This is a genomic window from Aliiglaciecola sp. M165, assembly GCF_007197995.1.
In the GTDB taxonomy this organism is placed as follows: Bacteria; Pseudomonadota; Gammaproteobacteria; order Enterobacterales; family Alteromonadaceae; genus Aliiglaciecola.
Genome location: NZ_VKKH01000002.1, coordinates 104,300 through 130,527, shown reverse-complemented (window position 1 = coordinate 130,527; position 26,228 = coordinate 104,300). Strand labels below are relative to the sequence as shown.

Sequence of the window (26,228 nt, the reverse complement as noted above, 5' to 3'; positions counted from 1 at the left end):
CAGAAACTTCTCATTGCTAACCGATGATTGCAAGTTCAGTGCCTGTCGCCATTGAAAATACTAGACTTGATTGTTGCTCGCTCTTTAGTTGAAAATTTGCGAGCATATTGTTCAAGTGGTGTGGTTATTGCGTTATTGCGTTATTGCGTTATGGCGGTTTCACAACAAATTTTAAATGATGACAGGAGATGGACGCTAGTGCATTGTACTTTTACTGCTAATAATGTTTGGCTCCTTTAAAAAATGATTGAATTAACTCTAACAGTTACAACATTGTTGCTGGCCCTGCTTACCATACTCCCACTTTTTCCTAGTGATCACTGGGTATGTCGTGTCTGGGAATTTCCTCGCGTACAGATAGGGTGCCTACTAGCAATTAATCTTCTTTTTACCATCAGCCTGTTAAATGGCTATACGTTGTTTCTGCTAGCTATTTTAACGAGTCTCGCGACCTTGTATCAAATGTGGTGGATATTGCCCTACACGATTCTATGCAAAAAGCAGGTTAAAACGGTAGCCGATCAGGAAACCAATACTACAATTACGGTTCTGACGTGCAATGTTTTAATGACCAATCACTCTGCTCACAAACTGATTGAGCGAGTAGAAGAATATCAGCCTGATGTGTTAGTAACCCTCGAAACCGATACATGGTGGGAAGAAGCACTGAGGCCAATACATAACGAATACCCATTCAGGGTTAGTAAACCTCTGGACAATCTCTATGGCATGCATGTGTTTAGCAAATTTGAGATGATTGATGCACAGGTATTGGATTTGATTGAAAGCAATGTACCTTCAGTACATTGTTATTTGAAAATAAACGAAAGTCTTAAAATTAGGTGCCACTTTTTGCACCCAGCGCCACCTAGCCCGACAGAGAACACAAAAGCCAAGGCTCGTGACAAAGAGTTATTACTTGTTGCCAAACAAATACAGCAACGAAAAGAACAAAATGAACCCACAATTGTTACCGGCGATCTCAACGATGTAGCATGGTCTCCAACAACTAAAGCATTTTTAGAAACGAGTGGGTTGATGGACCCTAGGTTAGGGCGAGGATTTTTTAACACGTTCCACACAAAGTATCCTTTTATGCGATGGCCTTTAGACCATATTTTTCATTCTTCACACTTTTCCTTGGTCGAGCTAAAAAGACTATCATCCATAGACTCTGACCACTTTCCTTTGTATAGCAAACTCGCTTATTACCGAAAGCCCTCTTGATAGCTATACTCATGGGGGGTAGATTTAGTTGACGGATTAAACGTGTAAAATTGCTTCGTGTACCATTACTTAATCATGCTTTTCCGGCAAACCGGTTGTCATCTGTTAACTCGTTAGTTGATTGGTATTTTTCCAGTTTGTTGTACAGTGTTTTAACACTGATCCCCAGCTGTTTAGCCACTTCCAATTTATTGCCATTGTGATAGCGCATTGATTGTTCGATTGCTAGTCTCTCTATGTGACCGAGCGTCATCAGCTCTGGCACTGAATTGCTTTCTTCATCATCAAACTTAGGCTGCTCTAACTTGAAATGTTCAGGTTTAATCACGATATCTGACAGGATGAACGCTCGCTCTATCGCATGTCTCAATTGCCTCACGTTACCCGGCCATTCATAATTTTGAAGAACGGTTTGCGCAGCAACCGACAAAATCTTATTTGTCGCGTTTTTAGCGTTTCTGTAGGCCAAAAAATATTTGGCTAGATCCAATATATCGTCTTCTCGCTGACGCAGTGGGGGCACTGATATTGGGAAGTGAGCAAGTCTGAAATACAAATCTTCTCTAAATAACTTCTCTTTAATCGCGGACAATAGACAGCGATTGGTAGCAGTGATAATTCTGACATCTGCGCTTTTTGAGGTCGAACTTCCAACAGGACGAAATTCACCACTCTCCAGTACTCTCAACAGCTTGGCTTGTGTTGTAAGGGGCATCTCCCCAATCTCATCAAGAAACAGTGTGCCTTCGCGAGCTTGTTCAAAAACGCCTTCATGATATTTTACGGCACCAGTGAATGCACCTTTTGCATGACCAAACAACTCACTTTCGACAAGCTCCGAAGATAAAGCCGCGCAGTTTATTGAAACCATTGGTCCAGTTCGACCGCTGGCTAAGTGGATCGTGTTTGCAACCAACTCTTTGCCTGTTCCGCTCTCGCCGTCAATCAAAACACTCGATTCTGTGGCCGCAACTTTACGGATGGTCCTGTACATCGTCTTCATAACGTTCGATGAGCCGAGCAAAAGACCAAATTGATTGATGCCCAATCGTGCTGAAACCTTGTGTTTCTTTGAGTATAAAGAAAAACTAGTACTGAGTTCTAAAATTGCTTCCCGAAGCATATCGTAGTCAATTGGGGGGCGGAAATGATAGCAGTGATAGGTCAATTTTAGCCTATCAAGGTATTCGTTTGGCTCGCCGTCATCGAGCAAAATGAACATCGTTGTTTTGTTAAAAGACAGAGAATTAAAAGTGTCCAATTCATCTTGTTTAAATTGGCTAATATAAATTATCGCAATGTTGCAGCCAGATTTTGCAAGCTGTTTCATCCAGCAGTCTTGCGCGCTACTTTCAATGAAGCGAAAGGCTTCAGCAGTTTCACTCAAGCTTAAAATTTCATGTTCCAGGTGTTCAGGTAGATAAGTAAAAATGCTTGGGTGAGGCATAAAGCACTCCAGGTTAAAGTAAGCAAATCAAATAAAGTTTATTGCAATAAAACCAATAAGAAGCATCTGACAAAGAATCTTGTCGAACAGTGTAATCACCAATAGAGAGCAAGAACTGCGCCTAATGTTGTAACTCATCAGTAGTAAACTCAGGTTTTCCACACCGATATGCAGAAAACCTAGGGTTTCCGCGCGCTGTAGGTCAGAATCTATTTTTATCCTTTTATGTTGTAGTGACTGAATTTCAATCTAAGGTTTCAATTTTTGAAGATAATTTTTGATTTATTCATATTGGGAGAGTTGTTTGGGTTATATCAACAATGGTGAAAGGTGGATTACACGCAATTTGATTCTAAAGTGGCTCGGATATCACGTAAAACCGCGACAAATATTGTGGCACTAAATCTGCTTACCAATCATTTTTTCGCTTTGCTAAGAGCGTTTCCTGCGAAATACCCAAACCTTTAAAATCAGATTGGAAGCGCTAATTTATCTTCATTTAATGGAATCATCGAGAGATTTGTCGACGCTGTATGCATTCAAACACTAAAAAAAACTATTCCATAATCACCCCAATGGATTGCAATTTGTTGTGATTATCAAACTTAATGTAGTATGGTCTTTAACTACTTCACAAAGCGCTTTTTGCCCTGTCATTAGTTTCAATGTGGCATGTCTTTAATGAATTTTTTCCGAGGCACCATTATGGCTAATAGGCTACTAATAATTGAAAATGACCTGGTCGAGTGTGACGAGATAGCGAGTCGTTTCAAAAAGAATCACTGGCAAGTAGATATCGCATCATCGTTAGAGGGTGCGAAGAAGATGATCGCAAAAAGCGACTTTAACCCCCATGTTATTTGCGCGGCAGCGCACAATAATGCAGAAGCGATTTTTTCGTTTGTCAACGAGACAATAGATGAGTTGGCCCATTCTGAATGGGTATTTTTAGTGGATAAAGAAGAACGGCTGGAAACAGAGTTACTTGATGACATTCCGTACCACTCGGTTGAAAAACCATTCAAAAATAAACAGATAGACATTGCGATTAAACGAGCATTGCGCTCATCTCTGACCGCAAGAAGACTCGACGCATACTCCTCACAACAATTTGATCAAAATCGTCTTGACGCATTTGTTGGGCAAAGTGAGTCCGTTACTGAGCTCAAAGAGATGCTCGCAAAGCTGACTGAAGTACCTATTAGTACAATGATAATCACCGGCGAAACGGGTACTGGAAAGGGACTTGTCGCACGGATATTACACCATACCGGCACTAGAAAAGACGGCCCTATGGTAGAACTAAACTGTGCTGCGCTGCCCAGAGACCTACTTGAGTCCCAGCTTTTTGGGCACGAAGCTGGAGCCTTTACTGGTGCGAAAGGAAGGTATAGAGGTTTATTTGAACAAGCGGACAATGGCACTTTGTTCCTAGATGAAATCGGTGACATGGATATCGATTTACAAGCCAAAGTACTCAAAGCCATCGAAGATAAAAAAGTCCGTCGACTTGGTGGCCAGAGAGAAATTGAAATTGATGTGCAAATTATTACTGCGACAGCCAAAGATTTGGAAAAGGCGTACAAACAAAAATTATTTAGGGAAGATCTATACCATCGACTCAGTGTTTTTTGTGTTTCTTTACCCCCACTACGATCTCGCAAGTCAGACTTAGTTGATCTGGTCCCACGAATTATCGCTGAATTCAATGCAATTGCGGGGCGTCATGTGGAAACTGTAAGTGACAAGGTGTGGAAAGAGCTATTGGACTACGATTGGCCCGGAAACGTCCGAGAATTGAGAAATGTTATCGAGCGTTGTGTGTTGATGTCTAAAGATGAAGAATTTCCCATCGAATGGCTTCAGTTGTCTACTGCGTGTTCTCCTAGTGCGTCTGTCGAGGATATTAGTAGCCGTTCCAATCGTGTCACTCTGCCCTTGGACGGTAGCATGGCTCTTGATGAAATGGACGGACAAATCATTCAAACCGCCTTAGAAAAAAATGGTTTCAATATTGCTGAGACCGCCAGAGCACTCAAGACAACACGAGAAACTATTCGTTATCGAATACAAAAGTATTCTTTAAAAACGACGGCCTAGAGGATGAATCATCTCATTCAAATCTGTGCGCAGGCAGGTTGTATGTTAACACCTGGTCCAGGCATCCTACTTTGTGGCAGTCTGGGGCATTCCTGACCACAATGCGCCATCCTAAAAGCAGCCTGAGCATAGAAATTTCTAGTACAATTTACAATTTGTAGGAAAAACTTGCCTGCACTGATCTCTTCAGGAAAAACGTTCGTTTAAACTTACCTTGGCTGAAGTGTACTTTTATTGTTTATGTATTATCTATCAGGTGATCGCAATGTCATGGGATTGAAAGTTTAGCTCAATATACTGTTCACACTCGATTTTCGCTTGAATAAACTAATACAAACGAACCATCAGCACCCACTTCACCCCAAAACCTTAATCCTAGATAAGAAATGTCGACATAGCTTAGTTTTTAAAGCTTTATCAAAAAGATAGGAGTTCCTGTCGTTTTGATATTTTTTTGATAGGGACGTGAAGGGAATTATTTCCCTATCAAGGCGATAGTAATGTTATTTAGTTGTTCTAAATGCTCAAGGAATAATGCATTTACAGGAGGCAATGGTAGTGGTGCGGGCCTAGTTATTCTGGGAATAAGGTTAATTGAGTTAAATGCGAATACTGGCATGTATCGTGCTCAATAGAAGTTAACGTGAATTTATTTTACAACCTTACTTATCGAGCGGAGTAAAAAATTTCTTGATGAAAAGCATTTTGGTTCACCTCAATGACAGTGCTTCTTGCGAGACCAGATTGCGACTAGCGAAACATCTGTCTGAAAAGTTTAATGCAAAGATTTCAGGAATTCATTTTTCAGCAACAACTTTCGCCTTAGAAAATCAATCTGTTCCACAAAACCTAGATGTTAACAATGTGACAGATATAAACGCCTTGGTATTGAACACCAGGCAAAAAAAAGTTTTGAGCGAAAAAGCAGCGGTACAAAGGAAGCTAGATAAAATCTTTAGCACAGATTTCCTGCCTAGTTGGGAAACCTTCATCGGGGACGATGGACATAGACTTATTGCTAACTGTCGATATCACGATTTGATGATTTTAAGTAGCACTTTGAACCTCGGCAGTTTGCTTGAACGATTGAATAGCACAATCGCGTCAGTGGCTTCAGAGTCGGGATGTCCAATTTTCGTCATCCCATCAGAATTTTGCACTTTACCCTCGTTTTGCAATCCAGTAATTGTCTGGAATTCAGGTCGCGCTGTCGCTCGAGCAATCAGTGACGGACTACCTTTTTTGAAGGAGGCTAAAAAGGTCACGGTTTATTGCGATTCTAGCAGTAGTAATGATTCAGAGAGACGGCGCAGCGGATTGTTAAAATTGAGCGAATATTTAACCCGTCACGATGTCTCGCACGAAATCATTACTACTGAGTTGAGAGAAGACAACTATAGCGCACACCTCTTGAAGCGAATTAGTGAAGCAGAACACGATTTAGCCGTGATAGGTGCGTATGACCACACAAATGTAAAAGAAACTATGTTAGGCAGTGTCACTAGGGCGTTGATGCAAGAGGCCAAAATTCCTATTTTCCTTTCACACTGACTAATTGATTTCCCCTTGCCTTTTCCATTGGGAAAGGCTGACATTAAACCGTGTAATAGTTACATGTTTATACTCTCTTCTTTCCGGCATGACGATTAAAATCTATAACAATCAAATGTATACGTTGTTGGCACAGCTCTTGAGTACATCTTAGAAGTCGTAGAAATACAAAGCAGCCAATGGGAGGAGTGATGAACGGTAACGACCGTCCTCATCCACAAGAGTTAGACAATTCGGCTATAGAGATAGCATCGATTTCGGAAGTGTGCGAAATCTGTCAAGCAAGCCGTGCTTTTTATACGAAAGCGGCTGCTACATGCATTGACATTGAGCTCAAAAGCTTGTTTCAGGAAATTTCGAAATCAGACATAGGCATCGCAACACATCCCGTTGTTTTTGAAAGTACGGATATCGAGGATTTCGAATTTGTTCAAGTTCACCCATTAGCACAATGGTCTTACACATTGCTATCAGGGTTGCATCATGAATCTCCTCAATTGTTGCTCAGTAAACTTAACCAACACGAGAACAAGGTATCACGCTCAATAAATCGATTTGCTGATACTATCTCCGACTCTAGCATTCTAAAAATTGTTGCTGATATCTCTTCGGGGGTCCAAGCTCGGTCACAATTATTGTGGTCAGCATATGCAAAGCGCTACTTAAAATAGAGCCAATACCTCTTGGTTGTGGCAACAAATCGCAAAGTAATATTAACTAAAAGGAAGATCAAATGAACAAAGACATTATCGAAGGCAACTGGAAAAAAATGACTGGCTCTGTCAAAGAAAATTGGGGTAAATTGACCGACGATGATATTCAACAAGTCGAAGGAAAGCTTGAGAAATTTCAAGGCTTAATGCAGGAAAAATACGGAATGGGGAAAGACGAGGCCAAGAAGGAGTTTGACAAACTGAAGAAGTAAAACTTTGTAGGAGTGTGACTTTTCCACTCCTCGCTTTTTTAACCAAAACCACGAGCTTACATAGAGATGGAATTGATTGAACTAGAAAAATTTTGGAGCTTGATTAACGAAAAGCTCCAGTCTTGGTTAGAGACAGGTATTAAGCATCTACCAAACCTTGTTGTCGCTATTTTAATAACCATCGCGTTTTCACTTGCCGCTCGATTCGCGGGTAAGGCAATTAAGAAAGTTTTGCGACGGGCACTAGAATCAACACAAATAGCCGATCTATTAGCATCAATTTTTAAAGTATGCGTGATGCTTGCAGGCATTTTTGTGGCCTTGGATTTTCTGGGCCTCAAAGGAACGGTTACCTCCCTGCTTGCTGGTGCAGGGATTATAGGTCTTGCTATTGGTTTCGCTTTCCAAGATATGACGGAAAACCTGATTGCGGGAATCGCAATGGGTATAAGGAAGCCGTTTCAAATAGGAGATGTAATAGAAGCTGATGGTGTATTTGGCACCGTCAAGACAATAAACCTTCGTAATACTCTTGTAGAAACCTTTTTTGGTCAGCTTGAAATTGTTCCTAATAAAATTTTGTTTCGAAACATTCTCACTAACTTCAGTAGCACTGGAGTTAGAAGAATAGAAGTGCCTGTAGGCATCTCCTATGCAGATGATCCCGAAAAGGCAGCAAGTGTCATAGTGGAAGAAATCAATCGCTGTGAGTTTGTTATCAAGCAAGACGAGACCGCAGTATTCGCTGAAAGCTTTGGCGATAGCAGCATTAATCTTCTTGTCTGGTTTTGGATTAAATATCCCGGCGAAACCGGTTTCATGCAAGCCAGGCATGAGGCTGTGGTAAAAATCAAGCAGTCTCTCGAAAACGCAGATATCTTGATACCGTTCCCAATACGCACCCTGGACTTCGGCGCAAAGGGAGGTGAGAAACTCAACACCATGTTAAGTAAAAAATCACCATCTGAGTCTGATCAAACTAGTCAGGAAGGGAAGAAGGGAAATAATAGTGATGATAATGGAGAATTGGACGACAATGGGCAGGAGTAATTTGACGTTACTATGTGAAAAAAATCGAGTAAATATTTCACATCGTTAAGCAAATACTACTAACTTACCCAATCAGAATAAATCAGCTAACTAATAAGTTTTATTATTTCAATTAGTTACGCTTTGGCACGGAAATGGCGTTAGCAAGAGAGTGTACGGTCTATGTCGACCATTAATCTATCAAAAAGAGGAAGAAGCTATGCAATTAAAAACACATTTTAAGCACGCTAAATTAGTCTTATTGTTACTGGTGTTATCTGCAGCACTCGGTGGCTGTGCAACTCTAGAGGGTGCTGGTGAGGACATAGAAAGCGCTGGAGAAGCGGTTCAAGACGCCGCCGATGGTTAGAAGTCTTTACCTTTTAATTACCCACTGAAACGTTGGAAAGCTTGGAGTGCCTCGTCAACAATGTACGCGTTTTACGCTGTCTATTGAGTCACCCAAGTTTTCTTGTATCTTTACCCCGAATTAATCTTAAATCTTCCCCTCTTCTTATTTTTTCTATATCAAAACCGATGTGTCAAGCGACGTCCTTTCCTGGACTGAGGCAATCCAGATGGTGCCCACTGGCGTTGTATTGTCTAAATGTATGGAACATCCGATTTCAATCAGTGTGAACTGTTAAGATTATTATTATCAGAGAAGCATTAGTATGAAACCTGCTTCATGCTTGTTTATTAGTGGGGACTTTGAAAGTAGTAAGGGGTCTATATAAGTGGTTTAACGGTCAGTCGTTTCAGATGCTTTCCTACCCTATGATAAGATTTAATTTCTGAATCTGATGACAAGCTCACGGCGTTCGCCTTACTCTTTAGACAATGTACCGTCTAGGAGTAGCGCCTTAAACTACCCATACCTGTTGAATGATCGTCAATTTCGTGTTGGAAATTGATCAAACCGCAAATAGGTTCAAAATTGCTTCGCATTGTTGTTATGCAATATGGTCTGACTATCAGATACAGATCTTGTAGCGACGATCGCCAGACTAGGGTTAATTTTTGAAATTGCTGTTGGCGATCTGTTCGTCTTCGCTAAATGCAGAGTCTGCTTTTGCAGAGTCAAATTGGCTAGTATCTTGGTCTTTCGAGTTAAATCGGTCAAACCAATTAAAATGTATAATCTCAGTGGCTGCCTGATTCTGGTCAAGGTTGTAGTCTGATATTTTGGACATAATAGTTCCCAGCTTCGCGTTTTGTATTATTGATTAAAAGTTAAACTGCAAAAGCACCCGAAAAGGGTGCTTTTTTTATAATCATTGATGTGTCGACTTTTAGCTTTCGGCTATGGTCAGTTTGTCGACCACACTATCAACATCGTCAGTGTTTCTCGCGATTGCAATGGCCAAATCTTTTGCTGCATCTGAATCGACTTTTCCGCTCAACGTCACAACCCCTTTGTCTACTTCAACCTCTATGGCTGTGCCACGAACTTCAGATTCTAGAAGCAATCTCGTCTTCACTACGGTTTCTACCTTGGTATCCGTTAACGATTGCATCATTTCGCTGTCTGACTTCTTATCGTTGTTCACGACAGTCAGCTCATTTTCTACACCTTTAACACCATCCAGACTAGCAAGTAGCTCTTCAGCTAGGGCTTTGTCGACTTCGCTGTCAACTTTACCTGTTAAGGTTATAGTGCCATCACTAACATCTGTATTGATGTCGAAAGAGTTCAAGTTTCCATTTAATAACAACGTTGTTTCTGCTTTGCCGTCTATCCAAGCGTCTTTAGCAGAGTCTTGCCATGTATTGTTTGCTAAAGCTGAAGTCGACACACTACCCAAAGCTGCAATTACAAATAAAGAACAAATAGAACGTTTCATAATTATCTCCTTTTAAAAAGTCACTTACCTCGTTGCCATTTTAATGCCAAAGCTTATGTTGTTGATATTGTTATGGAAATTAAATTTTTATGAGGTCTGGAGTCACCTTTTTTTGCTCAATTTACATGGCAGTATGTAATTTTTTCCCACTGATTAGATACTTATTATGTTTATTAGCATTGGAGGAGGTTTGATTATGTTTGCGGTATAAATTTCGACGCTTATCTATGCAATCGTGTTTGCCAATGTGTGAATATCGTAATCAAAAACAAGTCAAAAAATTATTCCATTCTAATGAAGGCTAATATAAATATTTTTTATGCACGATAGTTTACGAGCCACGCTTCGCTCATCTGCTATGAACGGAAAAACAGCATGTATAACAAAGGCTACAACATCACGCAGTCTAATGACGCTTTGCTTCTTAGCTACGATGGAAAGTGGGATCACCAGCTTTACATCGAGCGGTTCGGCAAGTCTATCCTTGCTTACACCGAACAGTTTTGTGATAAGCCATGGACGATTATCGATGACATTTCCAACTGGCCGATTAAGCCACCCGACGAAATTAAAATGCGCACTGAGGTTGTTGAAAAATTGGTAACAAGGGGGTTGCAGCACATTGCTGTTTTTGGGAGCGAATATTCAGTTTCGAAATGGATGATACACTAAATCGTACCAATCAACGTAGAACTGGCGTTTTTTGACTCATATAAGCAAAAGCATTAAGTGGCTAAAGGAAAAAGGCTATCACACTGAATTTAGGTCATTAAGCTTTTAAGTTTAGCCACTAAAGTCGTCAGCCAGAATCTTCTTCGGTTTGCTCGCAGTCTACAACAAACGATCATAATCCAAATGTCGATTGACAATGAATCGGTCAACGTAGACGAAGTTTAAGGTCTAAGCTAATGTTCAACTGCCAAGCTGCGTCTGCGGGTCCGTTACGACCCAAGCAAAGTAAGCCAACTTCTTCAAATGTTCCTTTGTTAGTCATCATTTCGCTTTCTTACTTTGCTCGCATACATTACTAGTGCAACGACGATGAAAATGGTGATCAACCCAAAAGCGCCTAAAAACGAGCTTAAAAATCCACCAGATCCTAAATCCGTTGCCGCGAAGATCACGCCCATGGATACAACCAAAACAAGTACAATAATTTGCCATTTCATAATGTGTCTCCGATTGTTCTATCACTTTTAATAAAAAGTGTTTAGAAGGTCATAAACCAAAAAAGGCCTAATACGGCCTTTTCGGTATCGGTAAGCTCAAGGGTTAGCAGTCTTTGTCCTCAGCTTTAACACCCTCTTTTACTTCTTCGCATGCATCTTCTATTGCGTTACCTGCATCGGTAACAACTTCGTCTATGTTCTCACCGACTTCTTCAGCCTTATCGTCTCCGCAAGCGGAAAGTCCAAATATAGCGACCAGAGCAATAAGTGTAGTGCAAAGTTTTTTAGTGGTAGTCATGTTTATCTCCTAAACTTTCGGTGATTTTCCGCGAACTGCATTTGCGATAAGCGAAACTACTAACAATACTAGAAAAACAAAAAATATAATTTTCGCTATTCCCGTCGCTGCTCCGGCAATACCGCCGAAACCTAAAACAGCTGCTATAACTGCAATGATTAAAAACAACAATGCCCAACTTAACATATTCTTCTCCCGTTTAATTTTTTTCACGAGTATCAATGCTTTAAATGTGCCAAAGCTAAATTTATTTCGTATGTTATTGAAATTATTGAAATAAATTGGTTTTTTATTATTTTGAAATTTTCTGAGTAACTCTTTTTGTGAAACATTTACAGGATAGTAGTGAATAATTTTCCGCTAAAAATACCACATTATTCTTCGCTATCATTGGCAGGACTAAATAGCTAAGAATCACACTTTCTGGAAATCACTTTATGGTAACAATGGGTAACTCGTTTTTAACCGTTGGCTGCTTAAAATATGGGGCAGAGAAGAAACCGGAGATTAAAACTATACAAATACCTTTAGCTTAAGGCACCAACACATAAGTATAAGAACCATTGGCAAGGTGTCGGGCGGTTTCATCTGATGTTTTGCCGATGGTCATTTTAGCAGGGCCTGTAGGTTCGATTAGCACATGAGGTGCACCGCGAATATCAAGCCATTGCTCGTCATTTCTGTAGCCTAAATTGACAGCTAATAGTGCATGATTGGGTAAATATACAATAGCCATACTTAGATTAGGCAGCAGGGCACGCATTAGCGCTGCCGCTAAGGTCGCTTTACTATCACAATCGCCTTTGTTATTCACTAGCACTTCGACCGGTGAAAAGAACCCCGAACCACTGGTACCAATGCGATTCTCCAAAGTGTCATAAGGAATGCTCTGGAGCCAACTCAATAACAGGTTTATGTAATCGCGGGTGTCACTGCCTTCTTGTAGCTCATCATAAATGGCTTGTGCGACGGGTAATACGATATCTCTGCTTTCGCGAACGTAGCGTATATGGTCGGGTAACACCCCTTCTTGACCGGCGTGGTTGGTGAATCGAGCATAGTGATTGTCGTCTAAATATTGGTCAAAGGCGGATTCCTGCTTTTCTGCCATGAGGTTTTGCCATTTTGAGATCATATCGCGTGATCGGCTTGTAACACTAACTTCAATCCTCTCCCCACGATGAACAAGTTTTACTCTAGCTTCCATGGGGTTAATTTGTTGAACTTGCCTCATCAGCTCAACATAGACATAGCGCTGAGCGATTTCTGGCTTATAGTCGGTTTGGTTACGGTACTGATTTTGGGTAATTTCTTTACTTAACGAAAATGTCAGCTCACGTGTTTGTTCTTGGTGATCAAGCCATTCGTATCTGAGCCCAATAAAATCAGCAGCGTCATTTTTTTGAAAACGTGTTTGCTGCGCCAATACGTTGGTAGTGAGTATGACGCCAAATAACCATAAAGTTGTAAAGTAAAGATAGCGCAAAGGGTCCGCCAAAAACCTGCAACACTTATTGTGTTAATACTATATTAACGATTATTGGCGAATTTGTTAAATTTTGCCGTCATAACCTATTAATGCAGGCAGCCTAAGGACTCCTTACACCGAAGGCGAGTGCTCTTGTTGGTACCAATTTAAGGTGTCTCGCAGCGATACCACCGTGCCAACAATGATCAACGCAGGTGGCTTAATATTCGCCGCGCTGGCAATGCTTTCAATCGTTGACAATGTGCCTGTTACCACACGTTGGTGTTCCATTGTGGCCGACTCGACCATAGCGATTGGCATGTCCGAAGGCATACCGTGTTCAATCAGCTTTTTACAAATAATGGGCAAACCCGTTAACCCCATATAAAACACGATAGTTTGGTTGTTTTGCACCAGCGCAGGCCAATCCAAATCGATACTCTCATCCTTTAGGTGACCCGTAGCGAAAACGACGGACTGGGCGTGGTCTCTATGCGTCAACGGAATACCTGCGTAGCTGGCAGCACCCGCTGCAGCCGTGACACCTGGTACAACTTGAAAGCGAACATTGTGTTTGACCAATGTTTCAATCTCTTCACCGCCGCGCCCAAAAATAAAGGGATCACCGCCTTTTAAGCGCACTACTCGATTGCCTTTCAATGCCTCTCTTGCCAATAAGTCATTGATTTCATGTTGCGGCAGAGTATGTTTACTTTTTGCCTTGCCAACGTATATTTTTTCAGCATCTCTGCGCACTAACTCAAGGATGTCTTTGGAGACCAAGCGGTCATACACCACCACGTCTGCTTTTTGCATTAGGCGAAGCGCTTTGAAAGTCAGTAGGTCAGGATCACCAGGGCCTGCCCCGACAAGGTACACCTCTCCTTGAGTTTTTTGTTCGCCATGGCTGTCCAACAATGTCTCGAACATCGCTTCAGCTTGGTCTGGATTGTCATTGTATATTTGTTCTGCCACCGGACCATCTAAAACGTCCTCCCAGAAATAACGCCTGGCAGTAACGGAGGATAATCGTTGTTTAACCGTTTCGCGGAATTTCTCAGAGAATTTACCCAGACGTGCTACCTTTTTTGGGATGACAGATTCTAATTTTTGTCGCAGATAGCGCAGTAAAACAGGCGCTACCCCTCCGCTGCTCATAGCAATCACAATGGGGGAGCGGTCAATAATTGAAGGGGTGATAAATTTGCACAGTGGCGTATTGTCTACGACATTCACTAATATCTTTTGTTGAGTTGCCAGGGCATGGATCTCAGCATTGATGTGTCCATCGTCGGTGGCGACAAATACCATGTCTTTATTGTTCAGATCGCTGTCTTGGAATTTACGATTGATTAGTGTGATTTGTTGTTGCTGTACAAATCCGAGCACCGTATCGCAGGCCCAGGGGGCAACCACTGTTATTCGCGCATCTGATTTCAACAGTAACTCTATTTTACGCGCAGCAACTTCCCCAGCACCTACAACAAGGCAGTGTAGTTCTTTGGTATCAATAAATATTGGGAAGTAGCGCATGGCTATTTAACCTCGATATTACCCTAACTAAAAACTAATTTTGCTTCATGCTGTTTATAAAATAAAAGTATTAAAACTTAAATTATATGCATTCTAGTTCTTAATTTTTTTGAAAGTTTCTACAATTAAAAAACCCGCCAATGGTGATGGCGGGTTTAGAATTAAGATTTGTCTGCTTTCTTAGGTTTACGTTTTGGCGGTTCATCCCGCCATTCTCGAATGGCTAGCCGTTGTCCAGCCACTCGAGTTTTTTGTAGCACGCCGAAGGTTTCCGGCGGCATACCATCAGGCAAATCTACTGTACTGTAATTATCGTAGATTTCGATTGCCCCAATATGTTTGCTACTGATGTTGGCTTCATTGGCTATCGCCCCAACGATATTTCCTGGTTTGGCACCATGCGTATGACCAACATCCAGACGGTAACGTCGTTTACCTTCATCTGGCTTGCTGCTACGAGTGCGCCCTTTTCCGCCACGTCGATCATCACGAGGTCCACGGTCACGCCCTTTACGATCTCCGCCGTCTCTTTCCTTGTAAGTAGGTTTGGCGTTGAGATCAGGTCGATCACCTTCACGTAAAATCAATGGCTCATCACCTTGGGCAATTTTCGCTAAGGCTGCCATGATTTTTTCTGGCGACGCTTCCGTCTGCTTTTGAATAGACTCAACAATCGGGATTAAGCTCTCGATTGAATCATCTTCCATCGCCTCAATGACGCTAGATTTGAAACGGGTCAAGCGTGTTTCATTCAGCTCTGAAATCGACGGTATTGGCATTTGTTCAATGCTTTGTTTAGTGGCTTTCTCAATTGCAAACAACATACGTTTTTCACGATGTGAAATAAACAATATTGCGTCACCTTGGCGTCCCGCACGGCCAGTTCGACCAATTCGGTGAACATATGACTCTGTGTCATAAGGTACATCAAAGTTTATAACGTGACTGACACGTTCAACATCCAGTCCACGAGCAACAACATCGGTAGCGACCAAGATATCAATTTTGCCTTGTTTGAGCTTGTCAACGGTACGCTCTCGAGCGGCTTGCGCAATGTCGCCATTAAGGGGTTCAACATCGTAACCACGAGCTGATAATTTGTCAGCCAGTTCTACCGTAGCGGTCTTGGTCCGCACAAAGATAATTACGCCGTCGAATTCTTCCACTTCCATAATGCGCGTGAGGGCTTCCAACTTATGGTGCCCTGCAACTTGACAAAAGCGTTGTCTGATCGTGCTGGCAGTGCTGACTTTGGATGCTATTTTTACGTGCTTGGGATCAGTAAGGTAACGTTTGGTGATCTTCTTGATTGGATCTGGCATCGTCGCTGAGAACAACGCCGTTTGACGCGTCTCGGGGGCGTGACTTAAAATCCATTCGACATCGTCGATGAATCCCATACGTAACATTTCGTCTGCTTCATCGAGTACTAAGAATCGCAATTGGTCGAGTTTCAATGTACCGCGTTTGATGTGGTCGATAACACGACCTGGTGTCCCCACAACAACCTGCACACCTCTTTTTAGTTGGCGGATTTGGTTGTCATAGGATTGACCGCCATAGATTGGCAGAACACGGATTTTTTTGGAAAAACTTGCATAAACCTGAAATGCTTCAGCAACCTGAATGGCAAGTTCGCGGGTCGGTGCAAGTACGAGTAGTTGTGTATAGTTTTGCTCAATGTCCAGGTTCGCCAACATGGGTAAAGCAAAAGCACCTGTTTTTCCTGTACCGGTTTGAGCTTGACCCAGAAGGTCATGTCCTCCTAGTATCAACGGGATGCTCTCCGCCTGGATCGGAGATGGCTTTTCATAGCCAACTTTCTCGATTGCTTGTAACAATGCATCGGGTAAGTTTAAGTCTTTAAAAGTAATATCTACAGTGGTGGTCATTAATGATCTCTGGTAACCGGATGCGAAGCAGGCTGACATCAGCAAAATTGCATTGAGTGGGTCACAAGAGAGCGCCCCAAGGCCGGTATGGTTTAAAACCGGTATTATATTAGATAACCGAGTTTTATACCAATGATCGACCACTGCAAAACCAATATTTGTTGAAAAAACACGCAAAACTTAGACTTTGCATGGGATTTTGTTTGGAACATTTTAAGAAATGGAAAATTGCTTGACTACTACTATTAAAAAATTGTTAAGCCTTGTAGCATAGGCTTAACGAAATATAAGGAAGCATTAACAAATGAGAATTTTATTGTTAGCACTTGGCTTAAGTGTAATTTTGGGGTGTGGCCAAAAGACCAGCGAAGAGCACATGAAAACTGCTCAGGAATTTATTGAACAAAAAAGACTGGATTCTGCGGTAATTGAACTAAAAAATGCTATTCAATTGCAGCCGCGAAATCCAGCGGCGCGTTTCGAGTTAGGAAAAGTTTATTTGCTCAAAAAAGATTACGAAAGTGCAGAGAAAGAATTGAATCGAGCGCTTGAGTATGGAAAACCCGCCTCAGATGTTATTCCATTGCTTTCTGTTGCCTACCAAAATACTGGCGCTTATGCTGAGTTAAGTGAAATAGATCATTCCGATGCGGGCATGGAGCCTGAGCAAGAGCTGGAAGTCGGTTTTTATAAAATTCAATCATTGATCCAACTTGCTAAAAATGAAGAAGCTAAAGCACTCATCGAAGAGCTTTCAGGCATTCAAGCCGACACGGTTTATAAAGGTATGATTGGTGCCTATTCTAGTTTGCTGAACGGTAATATCGAAGAAGCGATTGAAAAGACCGAAGCTCTTGCTGTAAACGATGGTGAGAATGAAGATTTACTCAAGCTACAAGGGCAGCTTTACTTACGCGTGCAAAATGCAGATGCAGCGGCGGATGTGTATAAAAAGTATTTGGCACTCTATCCTGAAGATACCCAAATTACCTTCGTACTTGCAAACCTGTTGGTAGATTCGGGGAACGTATCTGAAGCAGAACCATATATTGACGAACTGTTAAAAATAAACACGGAAAACCCGTTGCTTAACCAGCTAAAAAGTGTGGCACGGGCGGCAGATAACGATCATGACAACGCTTTCAAATATGCAGAGAAAGCAATTAATAGTGGCAGAGGCGATCCTGTACTTCGCCTCATCGCCGGCTATGCCGCCTATGCATTAAAAGATTATGAGTCAACCAATAGACACCTGTCGTTCATCGCGAGTTCGATGCCAACGGATCATCCTGCTTTAAAAATGTTAGCGGCCAGCCAACTTGAGTTAGGTATGTCTGATGAAGCCAATGATGTTTTGAGTAAATTCGAAGGCGAGTCAGAGCAGGACGCTAAGCTATTTTCAAAAGCTGGTTACGAATTGATCCGCTCCGGTAATATAAACGAAGCAAAAGATGTTGTTGAACGTTCGGCGAAATTAAGCCGTACCGCAGAAGACTTTACTCGCTTAGGGATATTGCGTCTGTCTTTGAATGATGTCAGTGGCATTATCGATTTGGAAAAAGCCCTTGAGCAAAGCCCAGATTTAGAGGTGACTAAAGCAACCCTTGCTAACGCCTACCTGGCGACTAATCAATTAGATAAAGCACAAGAGCTTGCTGCCGAATGGATCAGCACCTCTCCTGAAGATTTTAAGGGGTACGTTCTTGCTGGCGAAGTAGACATTAAGCGCGGTGATTTTGATGCTGCACTAACAAATTTTGAGAAGGCACGTTCAGTTAGCCCTGAAAACGCATTAATTGAGCTGGCCATTGCCAATCTTGATGTGCAAAAAGGAGATTTGGAACAGGGCGAGGAAAAGCTGCTGGCGATTATCAAGAAGAAACCCGATTTTGTGCCTGCACTGGCATCTTATTATTTGGTAAATAAACGCCAAGGAGAATCCGAAAAAGGAATGCAACCAGCCCTTGATGCTTATCGGGCCAATAATGACAGATCCGATTTAAGTTTACTTGTTGCACGCATGCAACTCGCCGATAGCAAATGGGTTGAGGTTATAGATTCGCTAGACGGAATCGAAATCAATGATCAAACGCCTCCTGCCTATTGGAGTGTCAAAGGCAAAGCCTTACTTGCACTGGGTGGTGTAGCAGATGCCGAAGCCCATCACGATGCTTGGCTAGCGCGTTTGCCGAACAACAAAGAAGCAAACATTGGAAAAATGTTATTACTTGACGCAAAAGGAGAGTTTGACGACGGGATCGAGTTAAGTCGAGCATTTCTTGATGCTAGGGATGATGCAGCTGTTCAAATCTTGAATGTGCATTTTATGACGATGGCAGGTCAATTTGAAAATGCTAAAGCAGCGTTGCAACTGTTACCTGAAAAAGCCAAAGAGTTACCCATGGTTGAAGGGTTACATGCGCGTATTTTAATTTCTGAACAGAAATATGATGAAGCCTTACCCAAGGCTCAAAAGGCTTACGAAAATATTCCTAATAGTCGCAATGTAGTGTTGTTGGCCATCAACTTGGAGAGAGTGAATAGAGCGCCGGCTGCCCTTGCTCTGCTAGAAGCACATACTCAACAATTCCCGAATGATTTGGCTGCTAAGATGATGTTGGCAGAGCGCCAAATCAGTGATGACCAGTCACAGGCCATTGCTACCTATGAGCGGTCACTGCAGCTAAATCCGAATAATTTTATTGTGTTGAATAATCTGGCGTATTTGTATACAGAAGTTGGTCGCTTAGAGGAAGCAGAAAACTACGCAAGGCAAGCTGTCGATCAACGTCCAAACAATGCTGACGCCGTTGATACATTGGCTCAGGCGTTAATGAAACAAGAAAAATACGACGAGGCACTGCGCTTTTACGACCGAGTCATCAATGATGATATGCAAAACAACATTATTTATCTAAATTACGTTGAAGTTTTATTTGCCAGCGGAAACACAAGTTTGGCCAGACGTAAACTTACTGAACGTAGGTTCGACGATGCTGAGCTAGTTCAGCGTATACAGGATATGAAATCCCAATATGGAATCTAACCGATAGTGTTGTTCTAAACGGGGTTATTGAATGTAAAAGGCGGTCTGCTTTCAAGTAGCCGCCTTTTTTGTTGGTTAACCTGATGTGGCTTATCCAAATCTTAGATTAATTTGATTGCACGTTTTTCGTTTTGGCAGGGCTTGGGAATGCCAGGACATTGTCTACTATCTGCTGGTGGACTTTGCTATTCAGATTGCTGCGAGGCCTAACGGTTATTGTTTTAGGCGACTCGCCGCTAAGGTGCTTAAAAGGTTCTTTTACTCTAGTAATTCGCATGATACGTGTCGCCGTGTTTTTGACGTTTTTCGGTTCCGTACGACCACTATGCGATTTGAATGCCAACAAGGGAATAATGTGAAATGGTAATGATGTATGGTGATTAATACCAATCCACACAAAGAAGTGATCAGGCAGCGAAAAAGTAAATGGGCGTAATCAAGGCGCTTGAATGAAGGAAGAGTGGGGCTCTTTTAAGTTCAAGCAACGCTGAGCACATTCAGACTGATCACTTCTTTATGTAGATTGGTATTATACTATTCCTTCCTGACCCGGTTATCGTTTTGGGGATAGTATTAAGTCGAAAAAGCCCCGCTTAAGCGGGGCTGTATTGGTATCAGCTGGATTTGTTTTTTGCGTCGAGTAATTGATTAATTTGCGCTTGAATTTGGCTCATCTGATTGGCCAGGTCAGTTAGGGTTGGCTCACCAGATTCGATTTCTAGTTCTTTTCTGGCATTGGCGTTTTCTTGCTCCATCACATTGACCACAATGCCTATCACCATATTTAAAAAAGCAAAGGCACTTAAGAAAATGAAGGTCAGATAGAAAATCCAGCTAAGAGGGTAAACTTCCATGGTTTCATACATGACATCAGTCCAATCTTCAAATGTCATTACTCTGAACAGTGTCAGCATTGAAACCGTAATGTCACCCCATAAAACAGGATTAATTGTCTCGAACAAAGTACTGCCAATTGCTGCGTAGATGTAGAAAATAATGAACATCAAAAGCATTACGTAACCCAATTGCGGCATAGCCTTGACCAACGAGGTTAACAACAATCTTAGTTCAGGAATGATAGAGATCATTCTTAAAACTCTAAATACACGCACGAGACGGGCGATGATAGCCATGTCTGTGTCATCTGCAGGGATCAAGCTGATAAATACAATGAGTGTGTCAAAAACATTCCAGAAATTTTTAAAGAAATCTCGTTTGCGTGGTTCTGCAATAAAACGAATGGTGATCTCGGTTAAAAAGAAAACCGTGATGGCCCAATCAAGTACTTTGGCAACGGTGATCAATGTTGGCGACATATCGTAAGTTTTGGCACCAACGAGTAAAGCGGAAAATATAATGACCGTGATAACGATCAATTCAAAAATTTTATTAGATCGAATCTTGATAAATTTGGCTTGAATCGATGAGGCTTGCATGAAAATCGGTTCCAATAATGGCTAGGGGCTATGTTCGGGATGGATTTTACCTGAAATGCAGATAAAAAAAATCTGCTTACGAGTGAACGTAGCAGATTTTTATTTTTATCAATTATTACAGATTATGACGTAGCTTGAATCGCTACTAAACCTCGGTTGATATCCACAACATCTTGCTCAGTCAAGTTCCCGGCTGCTCGCTTAAGCTGCAGTACTGCTGAGATAAAATCGTAGCGCGCACCTGCCAGGTTTCGTCTGGCATCAAATAGGTTTCTAGTACTGTTTAATACGTCAACAATAGTACGTGTACCCACGTCAAAACCAGCTTCAGTGGCTTGCAATGCACTTTGTGCAGAGACAACTGCTTGCTCCAAAGCTCGAATCGTCGAGGTAGCGGCCACAACGTCATTGTAAGAGCTTCTTACTGAACGTATTGTCGAGCGGTGAGCCAGCTCAAAATCTTCGCTGGCCGCAACATAACGATAGCGAGCTTGTGCGGTGGATGCACTGACAGAACCGCCTTGATAAATGGGAATGTTGAGGGAGAGGCCTATGGAGTCATTGTCACGTTTTGGAAAGCCTGAATTACCATTAATCTCAGTATCATCACGGCCCTTTGAAGCGCGGAGGGACAGCGTAGGGTAGTGACCCGCTTTAGCATTGGAAATATCGTCTTTGGCGATTTCCATACCCAGTTTACGGAACATTAAATCCAAGTTTTTTTCTTCGGCAATACTTAACCAACCATCGACTCTCTCAGGAGTTGGGCGAGACGCACTAAATGTTTGTGTATTCAGCACAGAAAGATTGTCGTGATATTTACCCGTTATTTCTCTCAGTTCTTCCAATCGAAGTTCAACCAGGTTTTCAGCCACAATTTCTTGTGCCACGGTATTATCAAAGTTCGCTTGTGCTTCATGTACATCAGTAATTGCTGTCAATCCGACTTCAAAACGCTGTTTGGTTTGTTCCAGTTGGCGTTCGATCGCTCTTTTCTCAGCTTGCACAAATTCCAGCCCGTCTTTCGCTCTTAATACAGACAAATAAGCTGTCGTGGTGCGTACAATCAAATCTTGTTTAGATACGGCAAAGTTGGTATCGCTTTGTTGTGCGACTTTCTCAGCACGGTTTAGGCCTACCCAGTTGCGATGATCGTAAATAGATAAATCAAGAGTAATATCCCAACCCAAATTTGTTGTGTCATTACTGATAACCGAGACATTAGGGGGCGCATTAGGATCTTCACTAGCAGTGAAATCGAACTGATCCTGAGAGCCGTCACTGTAGCTTACAGTAGCGGATACCTGTGGAAGCAGGTTAGCGCGACTAATCGAAATACCTTCGAAGGCTGCATCACGATCAGCTTTGGCGCGGTTGATAGTCGGATCTTGTTCAAGGGCTCGCTGGTATACTTGATAAAGATCATCTGCGAAGGCTTGGGAGGCCACGCTAAAGCCTACAAGCAAAGACAGAATTGATTTTTTCATTAGAATTCCTATTTATGTTCCGTATTGTTTCGTGTTGTTTCTATGCGTTTACATTTATTATTTTTGACAACCCAAAGTCTAATAAAATCAACCGCTAACCTAAAACACAATGTGGTAACAACGTCTGCTCAAGTGTAACAGAATATTTTTTCTTTAGTGTTTAAACTGATTAATGGGCGAAAAAAATTATTAATCAAGGTTGTTTATCCTGATAACTTGCACATTGATACTGAATTTACGGGAGTAAAGATTGAAAGACTATCCGGTTTTTGGCAAAAGTGATGTAAAAATCACTGAAACGCGACCTTTATATTCGGGCTTTTTTAAGTTGCTTAGCTACCAATTCAGCCATAAATTGTTTGAAGGGGGATGGAGTCCGGAGATAAAACGGGAAATTCTCGAACGCGGTCATGCCGTTGCGGTGTTATTGTTCGATCCTAAACGCCACGAATTCGTATTTATTGAGCAATTTCGTGTAGGTGCACTTCCAACCAGCCATTCTCCCTGGCTGATTGAAATCGTTGCTGGCATGATTGAGCCAGGTGAAGAGCCAGATGGGGTTTGCCGTCGTGAAGCGAAAGAAGAGGCTGGAGTAGAAATCAAGCGTTTGCATAAAGCGCTATCTTATTTGTCCAGCCCAGGTGGGACAACAGAACGGTTACACATTTACATAGGCGAAATCGACGCTAATGAGGCGTATGGCGTTCATGGACTTGATGACGAAAGTGAAGACATTTTGGTGCGTCGGGTAGAAAAAAGTCAGGCAATCAACTGGTTAAACGAGGGCAAAATAGATAACGCAGCGGCGGTGATCGCGCTACAATGGTTCTTGTTAAATGAAAAAACGATATTAAATGAGTGGTATGAACACAATCCGTAGACAACGCAAATATGTACCAGACTTACCGAACTTACTAGCGGTTTGTGAGGTCAACTATGCGCGAATTCTACGTCTTTTGCCGGATTGCGATACGGTCACCCTGAGTTATGCGTTTGAGATTAACGATGGCTTGTATTATCGGGTAAAAATTGTCGACAGTAGCCGCTACACCAGTACTGTTGAGCTCGCTCAATTAGCCGATGGCGTGCCCAATTATTTGCGCCCGGTTATGTTAATCCGTTTGTATCATGATGCAAAGGTGGCCGAAGTGCTCAGTGCACAACATATCGGATCAATAAAGCCTAGTTACGCCTACCCCAACACCAACATGCATCAGCCTAATGAAAAAGAAATGACCAATCGGTTTTTGTCCGAATGGCTAGCTTTCTGTCTTAAACATGCAGAGTCTATTCGTGCATGTTAGGTATGCCCAGGCTTTGAAACCGTTTTGAGTAGAAAAATTGTCCAAATTAGCGATTGCCATTTGTTCGCAGATCGCCAAAAACTCGGTTACAAGCAAATCAACCCGGCGATTTCATTGCAAAACGTCGTTGAAGAAATAGCCGACATTGATGCTGAATTGATTATTGCCAGCGGAGATATCTCTGGTGATCACAGTCGACTAAGTTATCTGCACTTCATTGAAATACTCAAGCACTATGACCTCGTAGACAATCTAATAACATTGCCTGGTAATCATGACCTGAACCCATACTTCGGAGAGGTGTTGGGCCGTTTTGATTTGGCTAATTCACCCCCTAGACAACTGGGAAATTGGATGATTCATGGCTTGGATACCCGTTTTCAAGGCACAAAAGGTCGGCACGATCAGCAATCGCTGCAAAGGATTGTGCAGAATATCCGTCGCGCACGTAAATTGGGTCATGTATTGATTAGTCATCATCACCCGATTGATACAAATAGCTGGATGGACAAACACGAATGGCTTAACCGTGAACAATTCTTGTCGCAAATTTCCAGCCTCGAATCATTGCAACTGGTTATTTATGGACATATCCACACAGATTCCACCCGCATCATCGATAACGTCAAATTTGAGAGCTGCCCGTCAACTTGCTGGCAGTGGGCCATGACCGAAGAGTTTGGCGTGACAAAAGATCCGCCAGGTTACAAAGTATTCGAATTGTTTGACGACTTATCCTTTCAATCCACAACATTCAGAGTGACTTAAAGAAGGTTTAAATGCACTACGTACTTATTTACATTCATGGATTTTTGAGCTCGCCACTATCAGTCAAAGCTCAGCAGGCCATCAAATACATGGAAACACATTATCCAGATATTCCCATGGAAGTGCCAGAGGTACCCAACTATCCTCAGCAGGCAACTACCTTGCTTGAAGGCCTTGCGAAGAAACATCAGGGCAAACAGCTGCGATTTATTGGCAGCTCGATGGGCGGGTTTATGTCTACCCATTTACTTGAAAAATTTGGTGGCAAAGCCGTTTTGATCAACCCAGCGGTTAAGCCCTTTGAATTGTTACAGGATTATTTAGGCGACCATGTTAATCCAAACACACAAAAAGCCTTTACCCTAACAGAGTCCCATATTCAGGAATTGCTCAACTTAAACACGCCAAAGTTAACTGATCCCCAATGCTATTGGGTGTTGTTGCAAACAGGTGATGAAACCTTGGATTATCGTCAGGCCGAGCAAAAGTATGCGGCCAGCAAGTTGACCATTGAAGAGGGCGGCGACCACAGTTTTGTCGACTTTGATAAGCACCTTCCTGCTATTGGCAAGTTTTTGTTTGAATCCTAGCGTCAATTACTGCTACTGAATAATGGGTGGCTTATTCGCCTGTCGTTTCACTGCTGCAAACCGTAGACACTTCTTTTAAAAACTCAATACTGGCGCTCGCTTTGGCTTGCTGTGGCTGAGTGTCGACTGGGTTTGGCAGATTCATTTTGCTCGCAAGGTCATTCACAAAGTCAATCGAAGAAGGGTTCTCTATCTCTTGCGCTTTTCTAATAAGATCTTGTTGTGACTGTTCGTCAGGGAGGTTTTGTTCAGTGGCCCATAAACGGTAGGCCTCCATCCATTGCTTTTGAGCGATGACTTCTGCAATTTGGTATTCGTTTGCAAGCCGCTGATATAGTGGAAAGTACAAGTCCCACTGAGCCCAATCTTTCAGTAACAAAATGCTTTGCATTAAATTGTGCAGCGAAAGCAGTCGGCTGCTATGTTGGCCGAGCCTGGTTTTGATCACGTAAGCCGTTTTAAACGCCTCCTGCGCTTTTACCGTATCTTTTTTCTCAAACCAGATATGACCCAAGTTATTGTTCATAGCGGCAAGAACCCGTTGATTGTTTGTTGTCTTTGCCAGTTCAATTCCGGTCAAATAGGTCTCTTTAGCCTTTTCCCATTCTCCACTTTGAATGTAAACAATAGCCAGATTGTTCAGTGAACGTAGTCGGCTACTTTCATCGTCGCTGTAGTTCAGAGCGCAGATAAACAGTGTTGAGGCGTTGGCCAAATCTCCGTTAATAGAACCATAACGACCAAATTGTGCACCTATAAACTGTTTTGTCTGATTGGAAGCAGTCTGCCAGAAGGAATGATACATCTCCTTTGTTAAGGCATAACTGTCTTCCATTTTTAATAGAGCATTTGCTGATTCAATCGCGACTTTGTACCAGGCAATTTGTGATTCTGTTGAATATTGTGCCAAGTTTGGCCTAATCTGCTCAAACATTTTTAAACTTTCGTCTGGCGCACTTTTAATTGCAGACTGAGCATCTGACAGTAAGGGGGGTTGTAATCCAGATGTTTGGCTATTTGCCACACTGGTGGAAAATGCGTAGATGCTGAATACAAGTGCAACGAGAGGTTTAAATTTCAATATTTCTACATTATCGGTTACTTGGGTGCTCGC

The 26,228-nt window shown here is 42.1% G+C and carries 25 protein-coding genes; 13 read left to right on the top strand and 12 right to left on the bottom strand.

The window, feature by feature from the left end:
* Window positions 1–243: 243 nt before the first annotated feature.
* Window positions 244–1,227: an endonuclease/exonuclease/phosphatase family protein gene (locus FM019_RS02810; RefSeq protein ID WP_143834391.1), complete on the top strand. Its 984-nt coding sequence runs from the start codon at window positions 244–246 to the stop codon at window positions 1,225–1,227.
* A 73-nt stretch (window positions 1,228–1,300) separates the two neighbouring features.
* Here FM019_RS02810 and FM019_RS02805 read toward each other — a convergent pair whose 3' ends face one another.
* On the bottom strand, window positions 1,301–2,674 hold the full coding sequence (locus FM019_RS02805) for a sigma-54 interaction domain-containing protein (protein WP_143834390.1): 1,374 nt from the start codon (window positions 2,672–2,674) through the stop codon (window positions 1,301–1,303).
* Between the two features lie 705 nt (window positions 2,675–3,379).
* Here FM019_RS02805 and FM019_RS02800 point away from each other — a divergent pair.
* The 6 genes from FM019_RS02800 (at window position 3,380) to FM019_RS02775 (ending at window position 8,649) form a co-directional block, all read left to right on the top strand.
* Complete coding sequence (locus FM019_RS02800) at window positions 3,380–4,774, top strand: sigma-54 interaction domain-containing protein (protein ID WP_143834389.1); 1,395 nt, start codon at window positions 3,380–3,382, stop codon at window positions 4,772–4,774.
* A gap of 693 nt (window positions 4,775–5,467) precedes the next feature.
* Window positions 5,468–6,325: a universal stress protein gene (locus FM019_RS02795; protein ID WP_260681535.1), complete on the top strand. Its 858-nt coding sequence runs from the start codon at window positions 5,468–5,470 to the stop codon at window positions 6,323–6,325.
* A gap of 191 nt (window positions 6,326–6,516) precedes the next feature.
* Complete coding sequence (locus FM019_RS02790) at window positions 6,517–6,996, top strand: hypothetical protein (RefSeq protein ID WP_143834387.1); 480 nt, start codon at window positions 6,517–6,519, stop codon at window positions 6,994–6,996.
* A 62-nt stretch (window positions 6,997–7,058) separates the two neighbouring features.
* The gene (locus FM019_RS02785) at window positions 7,059–7,250 is read left to right on the top strand and encodes a CsbD family protein (RefSeq protein ID WP_143834386.1); all 192 of its coding nucleotides are present in this window, start codon (window positions 7,059–7,061) and stop codon (window positions 7,248–7,250) included.
* A gap of 66 nt (window positions 7,251–7,316) precedes the next feature.
* Complete coding sequence (locus FM019_RS02780; RefSeq protein ID WP_143834385.1) at window positions 7,317–8,300, top strand: mechanosensitive ion channel family protein; 984 nt, start codon at window positions 7,317–7,319, stop codon at window positions 8,298–8,300.
* Between the two features lie 199 nt (window positions 8,301–8,499).
* A complete protein-coding gene (locus tag FM019_RS02775; RefSeq protein WP_143834384.1) occupies window positions 8,500–8,649 on the top strand; it encodes an entericidin A/B family lipoprotein in 150 nt (49 codons plus the stop codon).
* Window positions 8,650–9,292: 643 nt separating this feature from the next.
* Here the strand turns inward: FM019_RS02775 and FM019_RS02770 are convergent.
* A complete protein-coding gene (locus FM019_RS02770; protein WP_143834383.1) occupies window positions 9,293–9,472 on the bottom strand; it encodes a hypothetical protein in 180 nt (59 codons plus the stop codon).
* A gap of 99 nt (window positions 9,473–9,571) precedes the next feature.
* Window positions 9,572–10,123, bottom strand: coding sequence for a BON domain-containing protein (locus FM019_RS02765; RefSeq protein WP_143834382.1), 552 nt, complete (start codon window positions 10,121–10,123; stop codon window positions 9,572–9,574).
* A gap of 375 nt (window positions 10,124–10,498) precedes the next feature.
* Here FM019_RS02765 and FM019_RS02760 point away from each other — a divergent pair, with 375 nt between their 5' ends.
* Entirely contained in the window at window positions 10,499–10,795 is a 297-nt protein-coding gene (locus FM019_RS02760; RefSeq protein ID WP_143834381.1) for a hypothetical protein, read from the top strand.
* A gap of 314 nt (window positions 10,796–11,109) precedes the next feature.
* On the opposite strand, the gene FM019_RS02755 is transcribed toward FM019_RS02760, so the two are convergent.
* The 6 genes from FM019_RS02755 to FM019_RS02730 all read right to left on the bottom strand — a co-directional run bounded on the left by FM019_RS02755 (window position 11,110) and on the right by FM019_RS02730 (window position 16,483).
* Complete coding sequence (locus FM019_RS02755) at window positions 11,110–11,292, bottom strand: hypothetical protein (protein WP_143834380.1); 183 nt, start codon at window positions 11,290–11,292, stop codon at window positions 11,110–11,112.
* A 103-nt stretch (window positions 11,293–11,395) separates the two neighbouring features.
* Window positions 11,396–11,590, bottom strand: coding sequence for a hypothetical protein (locus tag FM019_RS02750; protein WP_143834379.1), 195 nt, complete (start codon window positions 11,588–11,590; stop codon window positions 11,396–11,398).
* Between the two features lie 9 nt (window positions 11,591–11,599).
* Window positions 11,600–11,776, bottom strand: coding sequence for a DUF1328 domain-containing protein (locus FM019_RS02745; RefSeq protein WP_143834378.1), 177 nt, complete (start codon window positions 11,774–11,776; stop codon window positions 11,600–11,602).
* Window positions 11,777–12,122: 346 nt separating this feature from the next.
* On the bottom strand, window positions 12,123–13,076 hold the full coding sequence (locus tag FM019_RS02740; RefSeq protein ID WP_143834377.1) for a hypothetical protein: 954 nt from the start codon (window positions 13,074–13,076) through the stop codon (window positions 12,123–12,125).
* Window positions 13,077–13,190: 114 nt separating this feature from the next.
* Window positions 13,191–14,591, bottom strand: a complete 1,401-nt coding sequence (gene cysG, locus FM019_RS02735; RefSeq protein ID WP_143834376.1) for a siroheme synthase CysG — start codon at window positions 14,589–14,591, stop codon at window positions 13,191–13,193.
* Between the two features lie 161 nt (window positions 14,592–14,752).
* Window positions 14,753–16,483, bottom strand: coding sequence for a DEAD/DEAH box helicase (locus FM019_RS02730; protein WP_143834375.1), 1,731 nt, complete (start codon window positions 16,481–16,483; stop codon window positions 14,753–14,755).
* Window positions 16,484–16,787: 304 nt separating this feature from the next.
* Between FM019_RS02730 and prsT the strand changes: the two genes are divergently transcribed.
* The gene (prsT, locus tag FM019_RS02725; protein ID WP_143834374.1) at window positions 16,788–19,529 is read left to right on the top strand and encodes an XrtA/PEP-CTERM system TPR-repeat protein PrsT; all 2,742 of its coding nucleotides are present in this window, start codon (window positions 16,788–16,790) and stop codon (window positions 19,527–19,529) included.
* Between the two features lie 614 nt (window positions 19,530–20,143).
* Here the strand turns inward: prsT and FM019_RS02720 are convergent.
* Both FM019_RS02720 and tolC read right to left on the bottom strand, forming a co-directional pair.
* Window positions 20,144–20,965, bottom strand: a complete 822-nt coding sequence (locus tag FM019_RS02720; protein WP_143834373.1) for an ion transporter — start codon at window positions 20,963–20,965, stop codon at window positions 20,144–20,146.
* Window positions 20,966–21,087: 122 nt separating this feature from the next.
* The gene (gene tolC / locus FM019_RS02715; RefSeq protein WP_143834372.1) at window positions 21,088–22,452 is read right to left on the bottom strand and encodes an outer membrane channel protein TolC; all 1,365 of its coding nucleotides are present in this window, start codon (window positions 22,450–22,452) and stop codon (window positions 21,088–21,090) included.
* A gap of 250 nt (window positions 22,453–22,702) precedes the next feature.
* Between tolC and nudF the strand changes: the two genes are divergently transcribed.
* Genes nudF through FM019_RS02695 form a run of 4 tightly spaced genes read left to right on the top strand, consistent with a single transcriptional unit; the run spans window position 22,703 to window position 25,114 of the window.
* Window positions 22,703–23,332 (top strand): ADP-ribose diphosphatase, encoded by a 630-nt coding sequence (nudF, locus tag FM019_RS02710; RefSeq protein ID WP_143834371.1) that lies wholly within the window; start codon window positions 22,703–22,705, stop codon window positions 23,330–23,332.
* A complete protein-coding gene (locus tag FM019_RS02705; RefSeq protein WP_143834370.1) occupies window positions 23,307–23,756 on the top strand; it encodes a DUF1249 domain-containing protein in 450 nt (149 codons plus the stop codon). The genes nudF and FM019_RS02705 overlap by 26 nt, the downstream gene beginning before the upstream one ends.
* 24 nt (window positions 23,757–23,780) lie before the next feature.
* A complete protein-coding gene (locus tag FM019_RS02700; protein WP_143834369.1) occupies window positions 23,781–24,524 on the top strand; it encodes a metallophosphoesterase family protein in 744 nt (247 codons plus the stop codon).
* Window positions 24,525–24,535: 11 nt separating this feature from the next.
* Window positions 24,536–25,114, top strand: coding sequence for a YqiA/YcfP family alpha/beta fold hydrolase (locus FM019_RS02695; RefSeq protein ID WP_143834368.1), 579 nt, complete (start codon window positions 24,536–24,538; stop codon window positions 25,112–25,114).
* 31 nt (window positions 25,115–25,145) lie between these two features.
* Here the strand turns inward: FM019_RS02695 and FM019_RS02690 are convergent, their stop codons facing one another.
* On the bottom strand, window positions 25,146–26,195 hold the full coding sequence (locus FM019_RS02690) for a hypothetical protein (RefSeq protein WP_143834367.1): 1,050 nt from the start codon (window positions 26,193–26,195) through the stop codon (window positions 25,146–25,148).
* Between the last annotated feature and the right edge of the window lie 33 nt (window positions 26,196–26,228).

Excerpts from the sequence above, each read along its gene's own strand:
- FM019_RS02810 (WP_143834391.1), top strand. The coding sequence starts at position 244 with ATGATTGAATTAACTCTAACAGTTACAACATTGTTGCTGGCCCTGCTT.
- FM019_RS02805 (WP_143834390.1), bottom strand. The coding sequence starts at position 2,674 with ATGCCTCACCCAAGCATTTTTACTTATCTACCTGAACACCTGGAACAT.
- FM019_RS02800 (WP_143834389.1), top strand. The coding sequence starts at position 3,380 with ATGGCTAATAGGCTACTAATAATTGAAAATGACCTGGTCGAGTGTGAC.
- FM019_RS02795 (WP_260681535.1), top strand. The coding sequence starts at position 5,468 with ATGAAAAGCATTTTGGTTCACCTCAATGACAGTGCTTCTTGCGAGACC.
- FM019_RS02790 (WP_143834387.1), top strand. The coding sequence starts at position 6,517 with ATGAACGGTAACGACCGTCCTCATCCACAAGAGTTAGACAATTCGGCT.
- FM019_RS02785 (WP_143834386.1), top strand. The coding sequence starts at position 7,059 with ATGAACAAAGACATTATCGAAGGCAACTGGAAAAAAATGACTGGCTCT.
- FM019_RS02780 (WP_143834385.1), top strand. The coding sequence starts at position 7,317 with ATGGAATTGATTGAACTAGAAAAATTTTGGAGCTTGATTAACGAAAAG.
- FM019_RS02775 (WP_143834384.1), top strand. The coding sequence starts at position 8,500 with ATGCAATTAAAAACACATTTTAAGCACGCTAAATTAGTCTTATTGTTA.
- FM019_RS02770 (WP_143834383.1), bottom strand. The coding sequence starts at position 9,472 with ATGTCCAAAATATCAGACTACAACCTTGACCAGAATCAGGCAGCCACT.
- FM019_RS02765 (WP_143834382.1), bottom strand. The coding sequence starts at position 10,123 with ATGAAACGTTCTATTTGTTCTTTATTTGTAATTGCAGCTTTGGGTAGT.
- FM019_RS02760 (WP_143834381.1), top strand. The coding sequence starts at position 10,499 with ATGTATAACAAAGGCTACAACATCACGCAGTCTAATGACGCTTTGCTT.
- FM019_RS02755 (WP_143834380.1), bottom strand. The coding sequence starts at position 11,292 with ATGAAATGGCAAATTATTGTACTTGTTTTGGTTGTATCCATGGGCGTG.
- FM019_RS02750 (WP_143834379.1), bottom strand. The coding sequence starts at position 11,590 with ATGACTACCACTAAAAAACTTTGCACTACACTTATTGCTCTGGTCGCT.
- FM019_RS02745 (WP_143834378.1), bottom strand. The coding sequence starts at position 11,776 with ATGTTAAGTTGGGCATTGTTGTTTTTAATCATTGCAGTTATAGCAGCT.
- cysG (WP_143834376.1), bottom strand. The coding sequence starts at position 14,591 with ATGCGCTACTTCCCAATATTTATTGATACCAAAGAACTACACTGCCTT.
- FM019_RS02730 (WP_143834375.1), bottom strand. The coding sequence starts at position 16,483 with ATGACCACCACTGTAGATATTACTTTTAAAGACTTAAACTTACCCGAT.
- prsT (WP_143834374.1), top strand. The coding sequence starts at position 16,788 with ATGAGAATTTTATTGTTAGCACTTGGCTTAAGTGTAATTTTGGGGTGT.
- FM019_RS02720 (WP_143834373.1), bottom strand. The coding sequence starts at position 20,965 with ATGCAAGCCTCATCGATTCAAGCCAAATTTATCAAGATTCGATCTAAT.
- tolC (WP_143834372.1), bottom strand. The coding sequence starts at position 22,452 with ATGAAAAAATCAATTCTGTCTTTGCTTGTAGGCTTTAGCGTGGCCTCC.
- FM019_RS02705 (WP_143834370.1), top strand. The coding sequence starts at position 23,307 with ATGAGTGGTATGAACACAATCCGTAGACAACGCAAATATGTACCAGAC.
- FM019_RS02695 (WP_143834368.1), top strand. The coding sequence starts at position 24,536 with ATGCACTACGTACTTATTTACATTCATGGATTTTTGAGCTCGCCACTA.